A 2,777-nucleotide genomic window follows, 5' to 3' on the forward strand; every position below is an offset into this window, starting at 1 on the left:
GCGTGCCGACGTCGTGATGGACCGCGCCTTCGACCTGCCCGCGCCGCCCGAGACCGTGTGGCCGTGGCTGGTGCAGCTCGGGAAGCGGCGGGCGGGGTGGTACCTCCCCGCCTCGGTGGAGCGGTTCGTGCCCACATCGCGTCGCGCCCTGCGACACGTCGACCCGGCGCTGCTGCAACACCATGTCGGCGACGTGATTCCTGACTGGGGCGGTGCCCGCGCGACCTTCACGCTCGCGGAGATCGAGGAGCCGCACGTGCTGCTCTACACCTCGCGGCGCGGGCGCACGGACCTGACGTGGTGCCTGCACGTCACTCCCGTGGAGCACGGCTCCCGGGTGCACCTGCGGCTTCGCCTCGGGCCCGTACGCCGCCGACGACTCGCCGAGGTCGCCGGTGGCCTGTTCGACGCGCTGACCATCGCGGGGCTGGCCGCGGGCCTGCGCGAGCGGGTCGGTAGCACCGTGGAATCCTGACCCACTCCGAACATATGTTCGATACACTCGGAGGATGCCCACGTACGCCCCTCCGCCCGGATGGCCACGCGAGGTGCGCCCGCCCGAGGCGCCGGACTGGGAGGCCACGGCCGCGAGCTGGTTCCTCGACCTGTGCCCGGCGGAGTACCGCCGCTACCCCGGGTTGCGGCGACACGTCGTCGTGCTGGCGCGCTTCGCGGTGCTCCACGTCGAGGCGCAGCAGGCGGCCTGTCGGCGTGGGTTGAGCCAGATCCGGTCCGACCTCAAGGACGTGGCCGCGCTCGAGGTGGTCGAGGCGGCGGTGCAGACCTTCCAGCTCGACGAGGCACGGCTGCTCGCGACCCGGCGCGCGGTCGGGTTGGTCGAGGACGCGCTGCGGGGGCGGCGCTACGTCGCGCGGTTGTGAGTGGCCGCTCGCTAGGGTCGTTCGAGTGCACTCCTTCGCCGACGTCGCCGTTGTCAATGCCCGGGGCTGGGTCCTCATGCAGGAGCGGGACGAGCATGCAAGGCACGACCCCGAGCGATGGGGCCTGCCGGGCGGCGACCTGGAGGAGGGCGAGGACTTCCGGGCGGCGGCGGTCCGCGAGCTGGCCGAGGAGACCGGGCTCGTCGTCGAGGCCGACCGGTTGGAGTCGCTGGGCGTCACACGGTTCGACAGCGAGACGTGCGGTGACGTGGACGAGTTCGAGCTGTTCGCCGTACGCCTCGACATCACCGATGACGACGTGGTGTGCGGCGAGGGGCGCCAGATGGTGTTCGTCGACCCGGCGACCTGGCACCGCCTCGATCTGCACCAGGCGGCGAAGCTGTCCTTGCCCCGGGTGATGGCCTGGCGCGACGGCGTCGAGGAGCAACGCTGCTTCGCGGGCGTCATCCTCGTCGACCGACGCGGCTGGATCCTGCTCCAGGAGCGCGACGAGCACCCGCGCATCGACCCGGACAAGTGGGGACTGTCCGGGGGCCACCTCGAGCCCGGCGAGAGCTTCGAGGTCGGTGCCTACCGTGAGCTCGAGGAGGAGACGGGCATATGCATGACACCGGGGGAGCTGGAGCCCTACGGTGAGTTCATGGTCGACCACCGCGCGGCCTACGGCACGTGGGACCGGATGCAGGTCTTCGTAGCCGCGACCACGCTCACCGATGCCGAGATCGACTGCCACGAAGGCCGGCGGATCGTCTTCGTCGACCCCCACGAGGCCCGCGGGCTTGACCTCACCGCTGCTGCTGCCCTCATCCTCCCTGCCTTCCTTGCCTCCCCCCGCTATCGAGATCTCGCAGGAGCCTCCTCATGACCTTCACCGTCCACCCCGTCCCCGGCGCCGGCGCCGAGGATGTCCTCGTCACCGCCGACGGCAGCGTCTACACCGGCACCGACGACGGCGCGATCCTCCGCCTCAGCGCCGACGGTCAACGCGTCGACCGCATCGCCAACACCGGCGGTCGCCCGCTCGGCCTGGAGCTCTTCGACAACGGCGACCTGCTCGTCTGCGACGCCGAGGCGGGGTTGCTCATGGTGCACGTCGCCGACGGCTCGATCGAGACGCTGCTGACCGACATCGACGGCGTGCGCATGCGCTTTTGCAACAACGCCGCGATCGCCGTGGACGGCACGATCTGGTTCAGCGACTCGTCGCAGCACTACGGCATCGCCGAGTGGAAGGACGACATCGTCCAGCACACCCGCACCGGTCGGCTGGTGCGCCGCGACGTCGACGGCACCGTCACCGTGGTCCTGGACGGCCTCGCCTTCGCCAACGGTGTCGCGCTCAGCGCGGACGAGCAGTTCGTGGCCGTGGCCGAGACCGGCGCCCGCACGGTGGTCCGCTGGTGGATCGCCGGGCCCCGCACCGGTGAACGCGACTTCCTGGTCAAGGACCTGCCCGGCTATCCCGACAACATCGCGCGGGGGAGCGACGGCCTGATCTGGGTGAGCATCGCGTCGCCCAAGGACCCGCTCGTCGAGCGCCTGCAGACCGGGCCGCTCCGGCTCCGCAAGCTCGTCACCAGGATCCCCGAGAGGCTCCAGCCCAAGCCGAAGGCGACGATCCGGGTGCAGGCCTACGACGACGCGGGGACTCTGGTCCACGACATCGACCTGGTGGATGCCGGCTTCCACATGGTCACCGGCGTCCGTGAGCGCGACGGGCGGGTCTGGATGGGCAGCCTGCACGAGCCGGCGGTGGCCGTCTACGACCTGCCATGAAATAGACTCCGCGGCATGGGTCATCTCGAGTCGATCACGTCGCCGCAGGACCTGCGCTCACTCTCGGACGCCGAGCTGGTGGCGCTGGCCGCCGAGATC

4 protein-coding genes are annotated in these 2,777 nt (G+C 70.9%); all 4 read left to right on the forward strand.

The window, feature by feature from the left end:
- On the forward strand, positions 1–475 hold a 475-nt coding region (locus RMO85_RS08335), incomplete at its 5' end, for an SRPBCC family protein (protein ID WP_310528263.1).
- Positions 476–509: 34 nt separating this feature from the next.
- The gene (locus RMO85_RS08340; RefSeq protein WP_310528264.1) at positions 510–881 is read left to right on the forward strand and encodes a hypothetical protein; all 372 of its coding nucleotides are present in this window, start codon (positions 510–512) and stop codon (positions 879–881) included.
- A 25-nt stretch (positions 882–906) separates the two neighbouring features.
- Positions 907–1,767, forward strand: coding sequence for an NUDIX domain-containing protein (locus RMO85_RS08345; protein WP_310528265.1), 861 nt, complete (start codon positions 907–909; stop codon positions 1,765–1,767).
- Positions 1,764–2,678 carry an SMP-30/gluconolactonase/LRE family protein gene (locus RMO85_RS08350; RefSeq protein WP_310528266.1) on the forward strand — a complete coding sequence of 305 codons (915 nt, stop codon included), beginning with the start codon at positions 1,764–1,766 and terminating at the stop codon, positions 2,676–2,678. The genes RMO85_RS08345 and RMO85_RS08350 overlap by 4 nt, the downstream gene beginning before the upstream one ends.
- Positions 2,679–2,777 lie beyond the last annotated feature (99 nt).

It is taken from the genome of Nocardioides sp., from assembly GCF_031422975.1.
In the GTDB taxonomy this organism is placed as follows: Bacteria; Actinomycetota; Actinomycetes; order Propionibacteriales; family Nocardioidaceae; genus Nocardioides.